Origin of the sequence: Actinophytocola sp. (genome assembly GCF_035942955.1) — a bacterium.
GTDB lineage: Bacteria > Actinomycetota > Actinomycetes > Mycobacteriales > Pseudonocardiaceae > DASYTH01.
In genome coordinates this window covers 1-18,431 of record NZ_DASZCQ010000240.1, presented here as the reverse complement: position 1 = coordinate 18,431, position 18,431 = coordinate 1, and the positions used below count along the sequence as shown (strand labels likewise).

The window sequence follows — 18,431 nt, the reverse complement described above, 5'->3', positions numbered from 1 at the left end:
CGCTGTCCTGGTCGGGAATCCGCGTGGCGCACCAGCATCTGCGGCGTGTTCGACACCGTCGAGGAGCTGGCGGGCGCGGTCACCGCGGTGCTGGGACCGGTCGGGCAGCTGACCAAGGTCCTGACCGACGCCCTGGACACCGTGTGGGCGGAGTTCTTCGGCTCGCCGACCCCACCGGGCGGCACGAACTGGAACGCCTACAGCCACGAGCAGCTGTACCGGATGCTGTGGCAGGACGCGGATGTCGGGGACGTCAGCGCGGTTGCCGCCGAATGGGGCCGGCACGGCACGGCGCTGACCGGGTTCGCCGACGCGCTGCGTGGCCAGGCGGCGGCGCTGCGGTCGAACTGGCAGGGTCGGTCGGCCGAGGCGGCCGCGGACCGGCTCGCCGAGCTCAGCGACCGGATCTGGAACGCCGGCGCCAGGGCGGGCGCGGTCGGAAAGGCGGTCGGTGACGCCGGCGATGCGCTGGCCCTGGCGCGCAACACCATGCCACCGCCGCCGCCGGACCCGATGACGCTGATGACGAGCGCGGTCGGCGCCGGACCCCTGTCGCCGCTGGAGGCGGTGGCGGTCGGCGGCGCCCGGCTGTTCACCGCCGACGCCGTCGCGGGCGCGTCCAAGGCCGAGGCGGTGCGGGTGATGCAGCGCTACGAGGCAAGCCTGCGGAACAGCGGCCAGCGGGTCGTGCCGGCACAGGCCGACGCCACCACGCCGAGGACGTACCCGGCGGACGGGCTGGATGGCGGAACGACCAGCGCGGCCGCGGCGTTGGCTGGCGGATCGTCCGTGGGCCGGGGCGTGGCCGGCGGTGGCGTGCCATGGGCCCGGCTGGTCGGGGGCGCCCCGCGGGGCTCGGGCGGGCTGGTCGGCATCGGTCCCGGGCCGGTGCAGAGCGTGCTGGCCGCGGAGAGCGCCATGCTGTCCGACCTGGCCGCCAAGCGCGCCATGGGTACCGGTGGCTTCTGGCCGGCGGGCATGGCCGCGCGGGCGGCCGACGGCGAGCAGGACCAGCGCCACCGCAGCCGCCTGCCCAACGTGGACAACCGGCTCTTCGCGCTGGACGAGCGGGCCAGCGCCCCGGTGATCGGGGATCTGACTGACAAGGAGCACGACGTTGGCCGCTAGAAAGGCATCACACCACGGCTTTGAGCTCCTGACCGACGAGCTGGTCGGTCAGGTCCGGGCGTTGACCGACATCGGCGACCAGACGGGCGACCTGGTGTCCTCGGCGGGGCGGCTGGCCGAGCACCGGCCGTTGCTCGGCACCGCTCCGCCCGCGATGCACCTGGCGGCGCGGCTGCGCGAGGCGGCCGGCCCGGCCGGGCTCACCGGTGAGGTCAGCGCGGCCGATGCCGAGCTGGCCAGCTACCACCGGGCGCTGCGGGCGACCGTGGACCGGTATCAGGACGGCGACGGTGCGGCCGCCCTGCGGTTCACCGGCGAGGGGACCGCGACGTGACCGCCGCGCTCGCGCGGGACACCCGCTCCGGGGTCCACTTCGGACTCGTCGAGCTGGACCTGCTCGCCGCGCACGCCGGTGCGCGGTTCCCGTTCCCGTTGCGGGTGCCGGAGTTCGGCCGGATCACCGCGGAGCGGGAGGTGCTGCTGGCCGCGGCCGGCATGACCATGCGGGCGCGTGGGCTGGCCGGCGAGCGCGGGCCGCTCGGTGTCGCGGCCGAGGTGGTCACGGCGCTGCGCGAGTACCGGGGCACGGTCGATCTCGTGCTGGCCGGCCCGGACTCGGCGGCCGGCGTCGTTGCCTTGGTCTACCGGTCCTGGACGCTGATCTGCCGCCAGCCGCTGACCGGCGACCCGGTGACCACCGGGGTGCGGATCCGGCGGGTCGCGCAGAACGCGCTGGCCGACGAGCTGATCGGGATGGTGCCCGAGGTCGCGCCGGCCCAGGCCATGCCGATCACGCTTCCGCCGGACGGTCGGGATCCCTATGTGCTCGACGAGCTCGGCGGGTTGCTCCCCGAGCTGACCGGCGGCGGGCAGCTCGGGGCGACCCGCCGCGGCGCCGGGCGGACCGGGACCGAGCTGTCCTGGTTGGACGGTCCACGCGGCCGGGTGCGGGTGAACCGCGCGGACGACGGGTGGATCAGCGTCAACCCGTTGCGGCCCAACGAAATGCGCTTCGCGCTCGACGAGTTGGCGATGATCGCCAGAAGGGAACACGATGGAACCGGAACAGTGGCTCGCGCACTATGACAAGCGGCTCACCGACGTCGCGACGCGCGCCAAGGAGGCCGGCGCGCGCCTGCGGCAGGTCGGCGCGACGGCGACCTCGCCCCGCGGTGAGGTCGAGGTGACCGTCGGCGCCGGCGGCACGCTGGAGAACCTCACCCTCACCCCCGCGGCCCGCACGCTGGAATCCGACGAGCTGGCCCGGCTCATCCTGGACACCACGCGGAAGGCGCGGCACGCGGCCAGCGCCCAGATCGCCGGCATCTCGACCGAGTACTTCGGCGAGGGGCCCGCGCTGGACGTGATCAAGCAGCACCTGCCGGCCGGTGTGCGGGTGACCAACCATCGTGACGACGACGACTACTTCGCCAACCCACCGGAGATCACCCGATGACCCGATTCGACGTCGACCCCGGGCAACTCCGAGGCCACGCCGGCACCGTCGACGACGTCGCCGAGCAGCTGTCCGCCATCGGCGGGCGGCTGCCGAGCGGCCTCGCCGACCTCGCGCTCGGCCTGTTCGCCCAGTTCCTCGCGTCCGGCCTGCAGGGCGCCATGACCCAGGTGGCGAACACGATCACCGACGCGTCGTCCTCCGTGGCCGAGCTGAGCACCGGCGTCACCCGCACCGCCGCCGCCTACCAGCACACCGACGAGAGCAACGCCGTCAACCTGAACCGGGAGTATCCCCGATGACCGACACGAACACCGCGCAACTGGTCGTCGACCTCAAGGCGACCGACGACGCCGTGCGCGCCAAGGGTTGGGTGTCGCCCGGGCTCGGCGTGCCGGGCGCATCGCTCGGCCTGCTGGGTTCGACGTTCAACCCGCTGTCCGCGCTCGCCACGGCCGGCCTCGGCTGGTTCATGCCCTTCGTGTCGTTCCTCGGTGAGGGGCTCACCCAACTGCAGGGCGGCAGCGCGGGCTCGGTCGCGTCGGGGGCGCAGAGCTTCGGCGACGCCGGGCGGGACATCACCGGCGTGGCCGACGCGTACCGGGAGTCGACCAGCGCGCAGACCTCCGGCTGGTCCGGCGCGGCCGCGTCGGAGTACCGGGACGCCGCCGCGCGGCACGCGGACGGCATCGCCGGCCTCGGCCAGGCGAGCACCACGACCGGCAGCGCGATCATCGGCGCGGGCCAGGTGGTGGCGCAGGCCATCGCGGAGGTCACCGAGCTGATCGCCGAGGCGGTCGCGCAGATCGTTCCGATCATGTCCCAGGCCGTGGCGCGGGCCCCGGAAACCTTCGGCCAGAGCATCGCGGAGGCCATCCCACCGTGCGTCGGGATCGCCATCGAGTACGCCCTGAGGATCGCCGCGAAGCTGGCGGCCCTGGTGGCCAGCGGGCAGAACCTGCTCAAGCTCGTGCAGGGCGCCATGGCCGTCGTCGACCTGATCAAGCAGGCGCTGTCGAGCATCAGCCAGCAGAGCATCCGGCCCGACGCGGAGCCGACGCCCGGCACGGGTGCCGATCAGCGGCAGGACGGCGGATCCGCGAGCACCGCGGGTGCGGCGGGGTCCGGAACCCCCATGGGCGCTGAAGATCCCGGAACCACCGGATCATCGGCCCCGATGTCACCGGCCGGCGGGTTCGGCGGCGGCGCGCCCACGCCGGGTGGCTCGGCCGCTCCGGGTGCCGCACCGCTGGGGGTCGGAGCCCAGTCGACAGGTGCGGTCCCGCCGGTCCCGCCGGTCCCGCCGTCCCACGGCACCGTGCCGGAAGCCTCCCGGTATCCGGGCCACCCCGGCGGGGCCGGTGCGCCCACCGGCCCCGGGCCCAATGCCGGGGTGCCGATCGGCGCCGCCGGTCTCGGCCCGGCCACCGGTGCCGTGCGCGGCGGCGCCGACGTTGCCCGTCAGCCCGGCAGGCAACAGCCGGCCCGCACCTCCGCCACCGCCGGTGGCGCGCCGGCCGGCGTTCCGTTGGGGGCCATGGGCGCCGCCAGGGCGGCCGGTGATCCGGACACGGAGCACCAGCGCAAGTACAGCGTGGTCGCCGAGCACGACGAGCCCCTCGAGGTCGCGCCGCCGGTCATCTCCAGCAGTACGACCAAGGACTAGCGGGGAAGTGCGTGCGCTGCGGGCCTTCGCGGAGAGCTTCGGTCAGCCGGCCCGGTGCGGCCCGCGCCAGGCCGCGGGCGTGACGCCGTGGGTGGCGTGGACGATGCGGATCACGGCTCGGGTGAGCGGCACCAGGTGCTCGGCGTCGACCTTGTCGATGGTGTCCGTCTCGTCGAACAGGTAGAAGGGAGCGGAGATGAAGTTGACGATGGGCACGCCGATCGAGCCGTAGCCGCCGCCGTCGGTCGGCGGGAACCGGTCGCCGAAGGCCGTCGGCGGCAGGATCAGTGAGCGGTCGAGTTCCTCTGCGACGAGTGCGGCCGCGGCGTTCCTCGAGCAGATCCGTGATCATCACCTGCACCCCGCTCTACCATCTGGTGCCCCTCCCCGGGTTGCGCCGCGGTGAGGCGGCCCGGCGCTGGATCACGCGACCGGTCGCACCCGCCCGTCGGGCGCGCCGGGAGTCCCGCTGAGCCCAGGTTGTCCGGCGTTCACGACATCACCGAGCGGCCGGAATTGTATTGATGGGGCATTAGCGGCCCCAGAGTCGCCAGGTCTGGTTGAGGGGACTGCTCTGGTTGGTGGGGTTGCAGGTCCATTGGAGGATCGGGGCGCGGGGGGCGGTGGAGATGCCGGTCACGTCGACGCATTTGCCGCTGTGGCGGGCGAGGAGTTGGTAGTCGTGGGGGTCGTTGCCGGCGTAGGTGACCTTGCGGAGGGTGAACTGCTGGTTGGTTCCGCCGGTGCAGGTCCATTGCTGGATGGCGGCGCCGTCGGCGGTGGCGGCGCCGTTGACGTCGAGGCATTTGCCGGACTGCTGGTTGACGACGGTGTAGGTGTTGGCGACTCCGGATACCGGGCGGAAGTTCCAGAGTTGCTGGTCGCCGCCTTCGCAGTAGAACTGCTGTTGGCGGTTGCCGTCTGCGGTGCTCAAGTTGGTGTTGTCCAGGCACTGCTGGGAGTGCTGGGCGACGGCGACGGACTGGAAGCCGCCGTCGGAGGGCGGCAGGAGCGTGATGGTGAAGGTGTCGTCGGCGTTGGTGTGCGGCAGGTTGACCGTGATGGCGTTGCCGGCCAGGGTCACCACGGTGTTCTGGATGGTGATCGGGCCGGCGACGGCGCCGCCGCCGTTGTGCGGGATGCGCGCGGCGATCATGCGGACCTGGTTGTTCGCCACGATGCCGCTGGTGGTGTCCAGGCGCTGCAGGTTGACCGCGATGTTGCCGGTGGTGCCGCCACCGCCGACGAGGATCCGCGCCACCCCGGTTGCCTTGGTGGCGACCGCGTCGTAGGCCGGGCTGGGGGTAACGGAGACGAGTTGGCCGGTCTGCGAGCCGTAGAAGCGGTAGACCCACCATTCGCCTTTCGGCAGGTGCTGGCCGGCGGAGTTGCGGACGAGCAGGCCGGCGAGGTCGTTGTGCAGGTTCGCTCCGCCGGCCCAGTTGGCCCGCAGGCCGTCGGCGCCGGCGCGCTCAAGGCGGGCGAGGTACCAGGCGCCGTCACCGGGGTTCTGCTCGTTGGGCGCGGCGTATTCGTTGATCTGGTACGGGCGTGGGTGCGGGATGCCGCGCGGGTTGAGGGTGGCGTTGGCCGTCGCGACGTTGGCCACCGGGTCGCCCGGTAGGGCGTGCCAGCTGATGATGTCGGGGATGACGTTGTTGGCGCGGACGAAGTCGAGGTACTGGGTCCACCAACCGGATGTCGACGGGACGCAGGCGCAGCTCGGGCCGACGATCAGGTGGGTGGGGAACGCGGCTCGGACGCGCTGGTAGGTTCGCCGCCACAGCTCGAAGTACTGGGCCTGGGGGCGATTCCAGAACAGCGTGATGTTGGGCTCGTTCCACAGGTCCCACTGCACCGGGGCACCGGTCGCCCGCACGTCGTTGATCAGGCGGGTGAGGAAGTTGTCGTAGTCGGTCCAGTTGCCGTTGTCGCCGGGGAAGCGGGAGATCGGAAAGCCGTCGGCGCCCCACAGGTCGTGCACCAGCAGGATGAACTCGCCGCCAAGGGACCGGGTGCGCAGCAACTGGGCGCGGGTGGAGTTCCACCGCCGGTCGTACCGGCCGGACACCCAGCCACCCGGGCTGTCGAGCTGGGCGCCGCCTGCGCGCATGTACCGGAACCGCACGTCCCGGTAGAAGTGGTCGGCGGGTGCCGAGGCGTTCTCGGTCATGCCGTAGATCCATCCGGAGGCCCGGTAGGTCGGGGAGCCGCCGGCCAGGGAGAAGTTGACCGAGATGGACTCGTCGGCGGCCTGAGCCGGCCCGGCGAGCGTGACGACGGACGCGGCGATCGACGCGACGATCGTGAGGAGCGCGCGAGCACGAGGGGGGACAGTTCGCCTGAGAACCATGGGGACTCCGAACGGGGTCGGCAGGGATCGAACCGGTTCGACTACGAGCAACCGTAAGGGACAAGGCATCAGCAATGCAATGGTGAGATCAAGTCGAACCGTTTCGCGCCAGCCGGCTCGGCTACCGCGGCCGTGCTCCCGTGCTCGAGCGCAGGGAGATGACCGGTTCCAGCAGGGCATGGCGGGGTGTCGCCTCGGGGTTGACGAGCCGCTCGACCAGTAGATCCACGGCGAGCCGGGCCATCTCCTCCGCCGGCACGTCGGCCGCCGTCAGGGGAGGGTGGAAGTCCTCGGCCAGGCGGTTGGCGATCACCCCGGTGATCGAGAAGTCCCTGGGCACGGTCAGTCCGGCGTTGTGCAGGGCCCGCTGCAGGCCGGGCAGCGCCGCCTCGTTGATCGTCACCGCCGCGGTGACCTCCGGCCGGCGGGCGCGGACCTCCTCGAAGCAGGCCAGGCCCGCAGCGGGCTCATCGGCGCAGCACACCACGTGGCCGCAAAGGCCGCGCCGCCGGGTCGCCTCCTGGAAGCCGGCCGTGGAGCGCAGCGCGGGGCCGTAGCCGGCGGCCACCAGCTCGGCGGACCGGTTGATCAGTACCACGTGCTGGTGGCCCAGGTCGGCCAGGTGGTGCACGCAGCGCCGGACCAGCGCCGCGTAGTCCACGTCCACCCACCACGAGCCGCCGGGATGCTCGATGTGCCCGATGGTCACGAACGGAAGGGCGCTGCGCTCCAGCCGCTCCACCCGCGGATCCTCGAGGAGGATCTCCATCAGGATCACGCCGTCCACCCGGCGGCCGGTGACGATCCGCTCGAACGACCGGTCGTGGTCGCCGCCGCTGGGCGAGAGCAGCACGTCGAGGTCGTGGGTGGCGGCCGCCTCGACGACGGAGGCGACGAAGCCGAGCTGGACATCGGTCAGGCGCCGGCTCGCGGGTGGGATCACCAGCCCGAGGGTGCGGGTGCGGCCCTCGGCGAGGGCTCGGGCGCTGGCGTTGGGTTTGTAGCCCAGCTCGGCGATGACCTCGTTGATCCGCCGGGCGGTCGCCGCCGACACCGGTCGCTTCCCGGACAGGGCGTAGGACACCGTGCTGCGTGACACGCCCGCCCGCCGGGCGATCTCCCGGATGTTCACGCGCACTCCGTCATCTGGTCGGTCCCGCGACGCACCCGCCGCACGTCCGCTCCGTGTCTAACCGGTTCGACAATTGATCGATGATATGCCGTCCGGGATCTTGCGCAAGCCCTCCCAGATCGTTATCTTGACCCAACCCTGTCGAGTCGAACCGGTTCGACCACGTCGCCGGAAGGACGATCATGACGCGCTCATCGACGAGCCGGAGGCTGATCACGGCAGTGCTCGTGGCCGGCTTGACCATGGCGGCCTGTTCCTCCCAGGACTCCGGCGGCTCCGGCCCGAGCGGGCCCGGCACGTTTTCGGTGTGGGACCCGTACCCGCAGTTCGACAAGGGTTCGGACTGGGTGAAGGTGATCGAGGAATGCGGCCGGCAGGCCGGCGTCACGGTTGAGCGGCAGGCCTACGACACCACGGATCTGACGAACAAGGTGCTGCTGGCCGCGCAGCAGGGCACCGCGCCGAACGTGCTGGTCGTGGACAATCCGGTGGTGTCCACGCTGGCCGAGGCCGGTGTGTTGAAGTCCAATCAGGACAGTGGGTTGGACGCGTCCAAGGCGTCGCCGAACCTGGTGGCCGCGGCGCAGACGGGTGGGCAGACCTACGGCGTGCCGATCGGGGCCAACACCCTGGCGTTGTATTACAACAAGGCGGTGCTTGCCGCGGCGGGCGTCGACCCGGGGTCCATTTCGGACTGGGCGGCCCTGGACGCGGCGCTGGCGAAGGTCACCGCGGCGGGCAGGAAGGGCATCACGTTCTCCGCGATCGGCACCGAGGAGGGGACGTTCCAGTTCCTGCCGTGGTTCTGGGGTGCGGGCGCGCAGCTGACCGACCTGTCCTCGCCCGAAGCCGCGGCGGCGCTGGAGCTGTGGAAGTCGTGGCTGGACAAGAAGTACGCGCCGAACTCGGTGATCAACAACACCCAGACCACGAGCTGGCAGGAGTTCGCCACCGGCGAGTACGCCTTCGCCGAGAACGGCACCTGGCAGCTGCAGAACGCCAAGAAGGCGGGCTTCGAGTACGGCGTCATCCCGATCCCGTCCCGCACCGGGGGTGTCGCGCCCGCCCCGACCGGCGGCGAGTTCGTCACCGTCACCGCACAGTCCAACTCCGACGCCGAGGCGACCGCGGCGAAGATCGCCAACTGCCTGGCCAGCCCGGAGACCGTGCTGGCCACCGACACCGCGCTCACCTATGTCTCGGCGGTGCCCTCGGTGCAGGAGCAGCAGGTCGCGGCGGCGCCGGACCTGAAGGTGTGGGTGGACGCGGTCAAGGCGGCAAGGGGCCGCACCAGCGACGGGCTCGGCACCCGCTACCCGAAGATCTCCCAGCCGCTGTGGACCGCCGTGCAGGCGGCGCTGACCGGGTCGAAGTCGCCGAAGGACGCGCTGTCGGACGCCAAGGCCGCCGCGGCCGCGGCGAAGTAGGGCCGTGCTGGCGCTGCGCAGGCAGCTTGTCGGCTGGGCGTTCCTGCTGCCGCTCGTCGGCTATCTGCTGCTGTGCTACGCCTACCCGTTGCTGACCAACCTCGACCTGAGCATCCGCGACTACACCGTCCGCTCCTTCGTGTCCGGCGGCGCGCCGCTGATCGGCCTTGGCAACTACGCCACGGTGCTCGCCGACCCCACGTTCGGCACGGCGCTGCTCAACACGGCGGTGTTCACGGTGGCGTCGTTGGCCTTCCAGTTCGGCGTCGGTCTGGCGCTGGCGGTGTTCTTCGCCCGCAACTTCCGCCTGTCGGTGACGCTGCGGGCGCTGTTCCTGGTGCCGTGGCTGCTGCCGCTGATCGTGTCGGCGTCCACCTGGGCGTGGATGCTCAACAGCGAGGCCGGGGTAGTCAACGCGGTTCTTGCCGTCTTCGGGGTCGACAAGGTGAACTGGCTGACCTCGCCGGACTGGTCACTGGTGTCGGTGACCATCGCCAACATCTGGATCGGCATCCCGTTCAACCTCGTCGTGCTCTACAGCGGCCTGCGGAACATCCCCGCCGAGGTGTACGAAGCGTCCGCTTTGGACGGCGCCGGTGGGTGGCAGACGTTCCGGCACGTCACCTTTCCGATGCTGCGCCCGGTCTCGGCCGTGACGCTGCTGCTCGGTCTGATCTACACGCTCAAGGTGTTCGACATCATCTGGATCATGACCCGCGGCGGGCCCGCCGGCTCGTCCACCACACTGGCCACCTGGTCCTACGAGCTCGGTTTCGGCACCATGCTGCCCCGCTTCGGACCCGGCGCCGCGGTGGGCAACGTGCTGATCCTGCTCGCCGTGGTCGCCGGCCTGCTCTACGTCCGCCTCCAGCGCCGCCAGGAGCCGGCATGAGGCTTGCGGAACTGCCGCCGGCGAGGGAGCTGGCCCACCGCGACGAGGGGGTGTGAGCGGAGCTTGCGGAGCGAACCATCCAATGCTCCTGCGGCTCCGAGGAACGAGGAGACGCAGGCTTGGCGGAGCTTGCGGAGCGAACCATCCAATGCTCCTGCGGCTCCGAGGAACGAGGAGACGCAGGCTTGGCGGAGCTTGCGGAGCGAACCATCCGATGCTCCTGCGGCTCGGAGGAACGAGGAGACGCAGGCTTGGCGGAGCTTGCGGAGCGAACCATCCGACACTCCGGCCACTCCGAGGAGCGAGGAGAGACCGGCTTGGCCGAGGAACGAGGTCTGCCCGAGAAGCGGTCCGGCGACCCAACAGCCAAGGCGACCCACGACTAGGGCCAACATTCCCGAGCCAGAGGATGCAGCATGACGCGATCGTGGTGGCGTACCGCGGTGGGCGTGCTGCTCACCGCCGTGATGCTGTTCCCGGTCTACTGGATGATCAACGTCTCGCTCACCCCGCCTGGCCGGATGCGCAAGTCGCCGCCGGACTTCCTACCCACCGCACCGACCTTCGACGGATACGCCCGCGTGCTCGACGAGCAGCTGCCGTATTTCGGAACCAGCGTGCTGATCGCGTCGGGCACCGTCGTGCTGACGTTGGCGGTGGCCGCGCCCGCGGCGTACTCGCTGGCGAAGCTGCGTCCACGCGGCCGCCGGTCGCTGGGGTTCGTCCTGCTGGTCGCGCAGATGATCCCGGGGATCATCATGGCGTTGGGGTTCTACGGCATGTATGTCCGCCTCGGTATCACCAACACGTTGTGGGGCTTGATCTTCGCCGACTCCACGATCGCCGTCCCGTTCGCCGTGCTGATCCTCGCCGCGTTCATGGCCTCGGTGCCCGACGAGCTGGTGGCCGCGGCGCGGATCGACGGAGCCGGCGCGTTGCGGGTGTTCTGGTCGGTCGTGCTGCCCGTGAGTCGCAACGGGATCGTCACGGCGGCGCTGTTCGCGTTCCTGTGGGCGTGGTCGGACTTCGTGTTCGCCACCACTTTGGACAGTGGCGGCGAGCTCCAACCGCTGACCCTCGGCATCTACCGCTACATCGGCAACAACAACCAGGAATGGAACGCGATCATGGCGACCGCCGTGGTCGCGTCCCTGCCCGCGGCCGTCCTGCTCGTGCTGGCCCAGCGCTTCGTCGCCGCCGGCATCACCGCTGGCGCCGTCCGGGACTGAGGCGAAGGGAAGCTGCGTGGACGACTTCTCGGTGCGGGAAATCCCGTTCAGCCATCGGGGATCCTGGTTCGGCCTTTCTCCGGTCGTCGCGCTCGCCACCTGCGCCGACGACCTCCACCTCGTGTCCCACCGCAACGGCATGCACGCCGTGCTCCGCCTTGTTCCCACCCTGGGCGAGGCCCGCGTGCCGACCGAGGTGACGGCCAACCCGCAGGTGCTGATCTGGTCGGCAGGCCGGGGTCTGGTGGCGGCGGCGTACGAGTCACCGTCCTCGCTGCGGATCCGCGGGCACGGCCTGGGGTTGCGCATCGCCGCGGCCGACGCCACCCTCACCCCCTTCACCGGAACCTACTTCTTCCACGACCCGGTCACCTCGGCCTACGTCTTCACCTCCTACGAGACCGGCCACCGCTACCGCCTGACCGTCCTATCCGGACAGGCGGGTGGGGTCGGTACTTCCGTACTGGGAACGGCCGAGCGGGCGGTCGTGATCGGTGCGGACGGCGGCGAGTGGGAACTCGCGCTGGAGGAACTGACCACGGCCCGGGAGCGCTTCCCCACCCGCGCACCGTTCCCGCAGGTCGTCGCGGCATCCCGGCAAGCCTTCGCGGAGTTCACCGACGCGATCGCGCCCTGGCGTGGCGACCGGACCCCGGCCGCGGAACTGGCCTGCTACGTGCTGTGGTCAGCGATCGTGGAACCATCCGGGTTCCTCCGCCGTCCCGCGGTGCTGATGTCCAAGCACTGGATGGACAAGGTCTGGAGCTGGGACCACTGCTTCAACGCCCTTGCGCTGGCTCCGGGAGCGCCCGAGCTGGCCTGGGACCAACTCCAGGTCGTGTTCGACCACCAGACCGACGAGGGTGCCTTGCCCGACTCGATCACCCACGCCGAGATCCTGCACAACTTCGTCAAACCACCCATCCACGGCTGGGCGGTGAGCACGCTGCGCCAGCGCCTGCCGGGCGGGCTCCCGGCCACCGAGCTGCCCCGGCTGTACCGGCAGCTCGCGGACTGGACCACCTTCTGGCTCAACCACCGCCGCGCACCCGGTCAACCGTTCCCACACTACGAGCACGGCAACGACAGCGGCTGGGACAACGCCACCGTCTTCACCGAACGGCGCCCGGTGCAATCCGCCGACCTCGCCGCGTTCCTGGTGATCCAGATGCGTGAGGTGGCGCGCCTGGCCCAGGAGATCGGCGACCCGGCAGCCGCGGCGCGGTGGACTCACGAGGCCGAGACGATGCTGGCCGCGATGTTCGAGCAGCTGTGGAACGGCGCCAGGTTCACCAGCCGCACGGTCGGCGGCACACCACGCACCACGGCAAGCCTGCTCGACCTCATGCCGATCGTCCTGGGTGCACGGTTGCCCCCCGACCTCCGCACCACGCTGGCCGCCGGCCTGGCCGGGCACCTGACCCCGGTCGGCCTGGCCACCGAACGACCGGACTCGCCGCTCTACGAGGCCGACGGCTACTGGCGCGGCCCGGTCTGGGCACCCGCCACGGTGCTGATCGAGAACGGCCTGCGCCGCGCCGGAGCCGCCGAGCTGGCCGACCAGATCAGCACGCGATTCCGTGCCGTGTGCGAGAAATCGGGCTTCGCCGAGAACTTCGACGCCCTCACCGGACAAGGACTCCGCGACCGCGCCTATACCTGGACCGCCAGCGCCTACCTCCTCCTCGCCGGGGATGCCGAGACCAGACTCCGGGAAATGGTTTAGGTGTGGGAGTCCAGCGCCGCCCGGAGGTAGCGCAGGCCGGTGCGGGCGAGGTCGTCCTGGGTCGGGGCCAGCGGCCGCCAGATGGCGGCGGCGGTGGCGATCGTGGCGTTGTCGCCGGTGAATGATTCGATGCACAGCGGGCCGGTGTAGCCCGCGTCGGAGATGGCGCGGAGGATTGCCGGCCAGTCGAGGTGGTCGGCGCCGGGGGCGCCGCGGTCGTTGCCGCACACCTGCACGTGCGCGATGCGGCCGGCGGCCCCGCGGATGGTGGCGGTGAGATCCTTTTCCTCGATGTTCTGGTGGTAGAGGTCCAGTCCCACGCCGCAGTGCGGCAGGTCGCCGAGCGCCTCGAGGGTCTGGCCGACGGTGTTGAGCAGGCTGGTTTCGTAGCGGTTGAGCGGTTCGACGGCCACGGTGATCCCGGCGGCGCCGGCGTACTCGGTCACCGGGGCGAGGTTCTCCCGAAGCTGGACGTAGGCCGCGGCCCGCTCGGCCGCCGACATCCGCCAGGTACGGCCGACCGAGGTGTACGCCGGCCCGGCGATCACCGCCGAGCCGACCGCGGCGGCGCCGTCCACCACCGTGCGCAGATAGTCCTGTGTGGACTTGACGGTGGCGGCGTCCGCCGCGACCAGCTCCCGGCCCGGCGGCATGACCAGGCACACGGTGGCGCCCAGGTTGTGGTCGGCGAGCACCCGGGCGGCGTGGGCCGGCGTCCAGTCGCCGGGATTCTCCACCGGGAGCTCGAGCACGTCGAAGCCCCACCCGGCGACCTTGGCCGCGAGGCCGGCCAAGGTCGCGTCGGACAGCGGCGAGGTCCACACCCAGGTGTTCACGCCGATCGGATGCATGGACTACTTCCAGGGACCGGGGTAGCCGGGCATGGACTCGCAGCCGCACATGGCGTAGTGCAGCGGCGGCATGTCCTGCTTGACGAAGTCCGCGACGTTGTCCTCGGTGATCCGCGGCTGCGGCAGCACCCACTCCCGCGGCACCCGCTCGCCCTTGAGGATCTTCAGCGCGGCGATGATCGGCGTGCGCCACTGGTAGGTCGGGTACGTCGGGGAGACCGCGGTCAGCTTCTCGTCCACCCACAGCCGCAGGAAGTCCTGCTGGTCCTCGCCGACCACGGCGGGCAGCTTCACGCCGGCGTCCTGGAACGCCTCGATCGCGGCGACGGAGGTCGCGCCCGCGTCCATCCACACGCCGTCGATCTGGCCCTCGCGCTGGAGGTAGTCCGAGACGATGCCCTTGGTCTTGGCCGCGTCGCCGTCGGTGAACTGCACGCCGACGATCTTGAGCTGGCTGCCGGAGAAGATCTGGTTGGCGGCGGCCCAGCGCTGCTCCAGCACGTCCACGCCGGGCAGGATGCGCAGGGCCAGTACCTTGCCGCCCGGCTGCACCTTCTCCTTGAGGAACTCCGCGCCGTCCGCGCCGAACGCGAACCCGCCGATCGGGTGGATGAACGTGACCGGGCAGTCGGTGTTGACCCCGCGGTCGAACACGATCACCGGAACCCCGGTGGCGCAGGCCGCCTCGACCGCAGGGGTGAGCGTCGCGGTGGTGTTCGGCGAGATGATGATCGCGCTGCACTGCTGCCCGGCCAGCGACTGGATGTCGCTGATCTGCTTGTCGTCCTTGGCTTCCGCGTCCAGCACGGTGAACTTGGTGATCTCCTGGTGCAGCTTCACCTCCTCCTGCATGGTCTTCCAGCCCACCTGCCGCCACGGGTTGTCCACCGAGGCGTTGGAGAAGCAGATGTGGTAGCTGCCGCCCGGCTTGGCGAACCTGGCGGTGTCCACGAGCTCCGGCTCGAGCATCTGCTCCCAGGGCTTGCCGTCCGGGCCCTGCGGTTTCACGCCGCGCAGCCGCAGCTGCTTGTCGAACTCGGCCTGGTCGAAGAACTCCGACTTCGGCGCGGCACTGGCGGAGGTGCCCGAGGGGGCGCCGCCGGGCGGGTTGTTCGCGGGCAGGTCGCTTGAGCACCCGGCGAGGGCGAGCGCGCCCGACACCGCCGCCACGGCCCATTTCCTGGTCATCGTCGTAGATCTCCTTGGGTTACCGCAGGGGACTTCACGGGGAGGAGGCAGAGGTCGCGCGTGGCCGTAGCCGGTGCCGCAGTCCGGCGCCAAGTGAGGCGTACGCGACGGCGGCGATGATGATCACGCCCTGCACGGCCGATTCCAGCGCACCGGCGACGCCGAGCAGGTTGAGCAACGTGAACAGGGCCTCGAGGGACAGCGCGCCGGCCGCGGCGGCCACCACCGAGCCGCGCCCGCCGCCGAGGAGGACACCGCCGAGCACGACGGCGGTGATGGCCCGGAACTCCAGGCCGCTGCCGACCTGTGCCGACACCCCGGCGAACCCGCCGAGGAGGATCGCGGCGACGGCGGCGAGCAGTCCGGACAGGACGAACGCGAGCAGCCGGAGCCGGTCGACCCGGCCGCCGGACAGGCGCACCGCGTTCTCGTTGTCGCCGGCCGCGACCAGCGCCCGCCCGGTGCCGCCGCGCATGAACAGTGCCGCGGCCACGACGATCATCAGGAGGATGAGCACCGACCACGGAATCTCGCCCAGCAGCGGCACGTCCAGCTCGCCCCGGCCGAACATCCGGAACTCGGCCGAGAGCGCGCCGCGCGGGGCGCCGTCGGTCCACAGCCACACCGCGCCGTCGAGCACCAGCAGCATGCCCAGCGTGACGATGAAGCTCGGGACCAGGAGCTTGGTCGTGATCAGCCCGTTCACCAGCCCGACCAGCAGGCCGAACCCGAGGATCAGCAGGATCACCCAGGCGGTGGCGGACTCCTGGCCGTCGATGACCCGGGCGGCGATCACCACGCCGGCGGTCACCAGCGCGCCCACCGACAGGTCGAACCCGCCGGAGACGATCACGAAGAACTGGCCGACCGCGAGGATCATCAGCGGCGCGGCCCGCTTCAGCAGCGCCAGGTAGCCGGCCGGCTCGCTGAACGCCGGGCCGGTGATCGCCAGGCCCACCAGGAGAACGACCAGCACCACCAGCACCGGCGCGGTGCCCTCGGCCAGCCGGGGACGCCAGGTGGTCATGCCGCCCTCCGAGTGGTGATCATGTGGCGGGCGTAGAGCGCCACCGCGGCGATGAGCACGATGCCGCGCACCACGTCCTTGAAGAACGGGTCGACCGCGAGGTCGTCGAAGATCGTGTCCAATGTGGCTAGCATGAGCACGCCGCCGATGGTGCCCACCACGCCGCCCCGGCCACCGGCCAGCAGCGTGCCGCCCAGCACCACGGCGGCGATCGACTCCAGGTCGAAGCCGGCGTCCGTGCCCACGTACGGCGCGCCCGAGCCCAGCCGGCTGGCCAGGTAGATCCCGGTCAACCCGGCCGCGAGCGAGCACAGCACGTGCGCGGTGACGATGACCCGCCTCGTCCGCACGCCCGACAGTCGGGCCACCTCCAGGTCCCCGCCCACGGCGTACATGTGGTAGCCGGGCCGGGTCCGGGTCAGGAACCACCAGGACAGCGCGGCCACCGCGAGCATGAGCAGCGCCGCGACCGGCACCGGCCCGATCCGGTCGTAGCCAAGGTGCTGGAACGTCCGCGGCACGCTCCCGGCCGGCCCGGTGTAGTTGTCCTCCAGGTAGCCGCGCAGGATCAGCGCCACACCCAGGGTCGCGATGAACGCGTTGGCCTTGAGCACGGTGATGACCAGACCGTTGACCAAACCCACCGCCGCGGCCACACCGAGGGCCAGCAGCACGCCGGGCACGATCATCCCGTCCTGCCCGGCCATCGTCTCCGCAGCGATCAGCGACGTCAGCCCGACAAGGTACGCCACCGACAGGTCCAGCGACCCGGTCAGGATCACCATCGTCTGTCCGATCGCGACCAGGCCGAGCGCGGTGGCCCGGGTGAAGATGTTCAGGATGCCGCCCTGGTCCAGCAACACCCCGCCGTCGAGCCCGACCAGCACGCTGCCCGCGATCAGTAGGATCACGAGTGCGATGTAGACGGTGACGGTCGGGGTGAACCGGAACCTGCGGGGCCGGCGCGCCGGTCTTGCCTTGACCGGTAAGGGTTTCTCCCGCACCACGCTCACGCCACATCACCGTGCCCCGTGGCCAGCCTGACCACCGCCTCCTCGCTGGTCCCCGCGGGCAGCTCACCGGCAAGGGCGCCGTCGTGCATGACGAGGATCCGGTCGCTCATCCCGATCAGCTCCGGCAGCTCCGAGGAGATCATCAGGATCGCCACGCCCCGCTTGGCCAGATCCCGCAGCAGCGCGTGCACGGCCTGCTTGGCGCCGACGTCGATGCCCCGGGTCGGCTCGTCGACCACCAGCACCTTCGGATCCACCGCCAGCCACTTGGCCAACACCACCTTCTGCTGGTTGCCGCCGGAGAGGTACCGCACCTCCTGGTGCTCCCCGCGAGCGATCACCTTGACCGCCTTGAGCAGCGCCCCCAGATCCGACGTCAGCCGCGATCGCGCACCGCTGAGCGCGGACCGGCGCACCAGCAATGCGTTGTCCCGCACCGACTGGCGCAGCGCCAGCCCGTCGCCCTTGCGGTCCTCGGTGACCAGCGCGATGCCGTGCCGCACCGCCTCGCGCGGCCGGCTCACCCGGCGGACCGCACCGTCCACTTCGAGCACCCCGCGGGTGAACGGCTCCACGCCGAACACCGCGCGCGCGACCGCCGAGCGGCCGGACCCTTGCAGCCCGGCCAGCCCGACGATCTCCCCGGCGCGCACATGCAGGTCGAGGTCGCGGATCCGGTCGTTGCCGGCGCCGCGCAGCGCCAGACGGACCGGGCCGACGTCCGTGGGGTCGGCCCGGCCCGGGTAGAGCGTGTCCAGCGTGCGGCCCACCATGTGCCGCACCAGCTCCTCCGAGGTCAGCTCGCTCGTCGGCGCGCAGGTGACGAACGCGCCGTCCTTGAGCACGGTGATCCGGTCGCTGAGGTCGAACACCTCGCGCATCCGGTGCGAGACGTACAGAATCGCGATGCCCCGCGCGCGCAGCCGGCGCACCAGGTCGTAGAGCAGCTCCACCTCGTGGTCGGCCAGCGCCGCGGTCGGCTCGTCCATCGCCAGCACCCGGGCGTCGGTGGACAGCGCCTTGACGATCTCCACCACCTGCCGCTGGGCCACCGACAGCGACGAGACCGGGGCGTTCTGGTCGATGCCCTCCTCGCCGAGCCAGTCCAGCAGCTCTCGGGTCTGCTCCGCCATCCGCCGCCGGTCCACCCGCAGCCGCCGCACCGGCTCGCGTCCCAAGTAGACGTTCTCCGCGACACTGCGGTGCGACAGCAGGGTGAACTCCTGGTGGATGATCGCGATGCCGGCCCGCTCGCTGGAGCGAATATCCTTGAACTCGCAGACCCGTCCGTCGAAGAGAATCTCGCCGTCGTAGTCGCCGTGCGGGTACACGCCGCTGAGAAC

18 protein-coding genes are annotated in these 18,431 nt (G+C 71.2%); 10 read left to right on the top strand and 8 right to left on the bottom strand.

Features of this window, described 5'->3' with window-relative positions:
• The first annotated feature begins 45 nt into the window (after positions 1 to 45).
• From VGX25_RS24810 to VGX25_RS24785, 6 genes are read left to right on the top strand one after another with little or no spacing between them, the layout of a single operon-like run.
• Positions 46 to 1,128, top strand: a complete 1,083-nt coding sequence (locus VGX25_RS24810) for a hypothetical protein (RefSeq protein ID WP_326920298.1) — start codon at positions 46 to 48, stop codon at positions 1,126 to 1,128.
• Positions 1,118 to 1,462 (top strand): hypothetical protein, encoded by a 345-nt coding sequence (locus tag VGX25_RS24805; protein WP_326920297.1) that lies wholly within the window; start codon positions 1,118 to 1,120, stop codon positions 1,460 to 1,462. The genes VGX25_RS24810 and VGX25_RS24805 overlap by 11 nt, the downstream gene beginning before the upstream one ends.
• On the top strand, positions 1,459 to 2,214 hold the full coding sequence (locus VGX25_RS24800; RefSeq protein ID WP_326920296.1) for an ESX secretion-associated protein EspG: 756 nt from the start codon (positions 1,459 to 1,461) through the stop codon (positions 2,212 to 2,214). Before VGX25_RS24805 ends, VGX25_RS24800 begins: the two co-directional genes overlap by 4 nt.
• Positions 2,183 to 2,584, top strand: a complete 402-nt coding sequence (locus VGX25_RS24795) for a YbaB/EbfC family nucleoid-associated protein (RefSeq protein WP_326920295.1) — start codon at positions 2,183 to 2,185, stop codon at positions 2,582 to 2,584. The genes VGX25_RS24800 and VGX25_RS24795 overlap by 32 nt, the downstream gene beginning before the upstream one ends.
• A complete protein-coding gene (locus VGX25_RS24790) occupies positions 2,581 to 2,886 on the top strand; it encodes a type VII secretion target (protein WP_326920294.1) in 306 nt (101 codons plus the stop codon). The genes VGX25_RS24795 and VGX25_RS24790 overlap by 4 nt, the downstream gene beginning before the upstream one ends.
• A complete protein-coding gene (locus VGX25_RS24785; protein WP_326920293.1) occupies positions 2,883 to 4,250 on the top strand; it encodes a hypothetical protein in 1,368 nt (455 codons plus the stop codon). The genes VGX25_RS24790 and VGX25_RS24785 overlap by 4 nt, the downstream gene beginning before the upstream one ends.
• A gap of 42 nt (positions 4,251 to 4,292) precedes the next feature.
• On the opposite strand, the gene VGX25_RS24780 is transcribed toward VGX25_RS24785, so the two are convergent.
• The 3 genes from VGX25_RS24780 to VGX25_RS24770 form a co-directional block, all read right to left on the bottom strand.
• The gene (locus VGX25_RS24780) at positions 4,293 to 4,466 is read right to left on the bottom strand and encodes a hypothetical protein (RefSeq protein ID WP_326920292.1); all 174 of its coding nucleotides are present in this window, start codon (positions 4,464 to 4,466) and stop codon (positions 4,293 to 4,295) included.
• Positions 4,467 to 4,782: 316 nt separating this feature from the next.
• On the bottom strand, positions 4,783 to 6,603 hold the full coding sequence (locus VGX25_RS24775) for an RICIN domain-containing protein (RefSeq protein WP_326920291.1): 1,821 nt from the start codon (positions 6,601 to 6,603) through the stop codon (positions 4,783 to 4,785).
• Positions 6,604 to 6,724: 121 nt separating this feature from the next.
• On the bottom strand, positions 6,725 to 7,735 hold the full coding sequence (locus tag VGX25_RS24770) for a LacI family DNA-binding transcriptional regulator (protein ID WP_326920290.1): 1,011 nt from the start codon (positions 7,733 to 7,735) through the stop codon (positions 6,725 to 6,727).
• A 182-nt stretch (positions 7,736 to 7,917) separates the two neighbouring features.
• On the opposite strand from VGX25_RS24770, the gene VGX25_RS24765 reads away from it, so the two are divergent.
• The 4 genes from VGX25_RS24765 (at position 7,918) to VGX25_RS24750 (ending at position 13,009) form a co-directional block, all read left to right on the top strand.
• Positions 7,918 to 9,162 carry a sugar ABC transporter substrate-binding protein gene (locus VGX25_RS24765; protein ID WP_326920289.1) on the top strand — a complete coding sequence of 415 codons (1,245 nt, stop codon included), beginning with the start codon at positions 7,918 to 7,920 and terminating at the stop codon, positions 9,160 to 9,162.
• A gap of 4 nt (positions 9,163 to 9,166) precedes the next feature.
• On the top strand, positions 9,167 to 10,054 hold the full coding sequence (locus VGX25_RS24760) for a sugar ABC transporter permease (RefSeq protein ID WP_326920288.1): 888 nt from the start codon (positions 9,167 to 9,169) through the stop codon (positions 10,052 to 10,054).
• 416 nt (positions 10,055 to 10,470) lie between these two features.
• On the top strand, positions 10,471 to 11,283 hold the full coding sequence (locus VGX25_RS24755) for a carbohydrate ABC transporter permease (protein WP_326920287.1): 813 nt from the start codon (positions 10,471 to 10,473) through the stop codon (positions 11,281 to 11,283).
• Positions 11,284 to 11,299: 16 nt separating this feature from the next.
• A complete protein-coding gene (locus VGX25_RS24750; protein WP_326920286.1) occupies positions 11,300 to 13,009 on the top strand; it encodes an amylo-alpha-1,6-glucosidase in 1,710 nt (569 codons plus the stop codon).
• Here VGX25_RS24750 and VGX25_RS24745 read toward each other — a convergent pair.
• The 5 genes from VGX25_RS24745 to VGX25_RS24725 all read right to left on the bottom strand — a co-directional run.
• On the bottom strand, positions 13,006 to 13,860 hold the full coding sequence (locus VGX25_RS24745) for a sugar phosphate isomerase/epimerase (protein WP_326920285.1): 855 nt from the start codon (positions 13,858 to 13,860) through the stop codon (positions 13,006 to 13,008). The genes VGX25_RS24750 and VGX25_RS24745 overlap by 4 nt on opposite strands.
• A gap of 3 nt (positions 13,861 to 13,863) precedes the next feature.
• A complete protein-coding gene (locus VGX25_RS24740; protein WP_326920284.1) occupies positions 13,864 to 15,048 on the bottom strand; it encodes a substrate-binding domain-containing protein in 1,185 nt (394 codons plus the stop codon).
• A 34-nt stretch (positions 15,049 to 15,082) separates the two neighbouring features.
• A complete protein-coding gene (locus tag VGX25_RS24735) occupies positions 15,083 to 16,075 on the bottom strand; it encodes an ABC transporter permease (protein ID WP_326920283.1) in 993 nt (330 codons plus the stop codon).
• A complete protein-coding gene (locus tag VGX25_RS24730) occupies positions 16,072 to 17,088 on the bottom strand; it encodes an ABC transporter permease (protein WP_414635950.1) in 1,017 nt (338 codons plus the stop codon). The genes VGX25_RS24735 and VGX25_RS24730 overlap by 4 nt, the downstream gene beginning before the upstream one ends.
• Positions 17,085 to 18,431 (bottom strand): sugar ABC transporter ATP-binding protein (locus VGX25_RS24725; protein WP_326920282.1); only part of this gene is annotated, 1,347 nt, incomplete at its 5' end. The genes VGX25_RS24725 and VGX25_RS24730, both read right to left, overlap by 4 nt.